Here is a 427-nt window from a genome sequence, read left to right on the forward strand (position 1 = left end):
ATCTCACCGGGGCAGCCGAAAATGGCCGAGGACGCGACTGGTCGCGGCTCGCCAGCGTGAGAGCCTTCATGCGCTACGTCGTCTCGGCATCGTTGCTGGCGACGTCTCGTTCCTCAATTTGCCCGATGGCCAGTTGCCCTCGATCCCGGGGCGCTGTTATCGCGCGCTGCGCCGCCAGGTCGCACGATGCCGGGATCTCGATCTCATCGTCGGACCGGCCTGCGATGACGACCATCCCGATCACCGCGCCGTAGCCGCGGCCGTAGCCGGATGCCCGGGTGGCGCCAGTCGGCTGACCTACCGCGTGTGGCCGCCTCGCCCGGACAGGTCCGGACCGGCATGGCGCATCGCTGTGCCCGGGGGAGTTTCGGTGAAACGGTCCCTGATCCGCGTCTACCGGACGCAGCTCGGCGCCGTTTCCGATGAC

Annotated in this window: 1 protein-coding gene; it reads left to right on the top strand. The window is 68.6% G+C overall.

Features of this window, described 5'->3' with window-relative positions; all coding sequences use genetic code 11:
* Nucleotides 1-37: 37 nt before the first annotated feature.
* Nucleotides 38-427: PIG-L deacetylase family protein (locus AAIO73_RS20220; RefSeq protein WP_345880593.1), on the top strand; the 390-nt coding region annotated here is incomplete at its 3' end.

It is taken from the genome of Sphingomonas epibiotica (assembly GCF_039615155.1).
Classification (GTDB): Bacteria; Pseudomonadota; Alphaproteobacteria; order Sphingomonadales; family Sphingomonadaceae; genus Sphingomonas.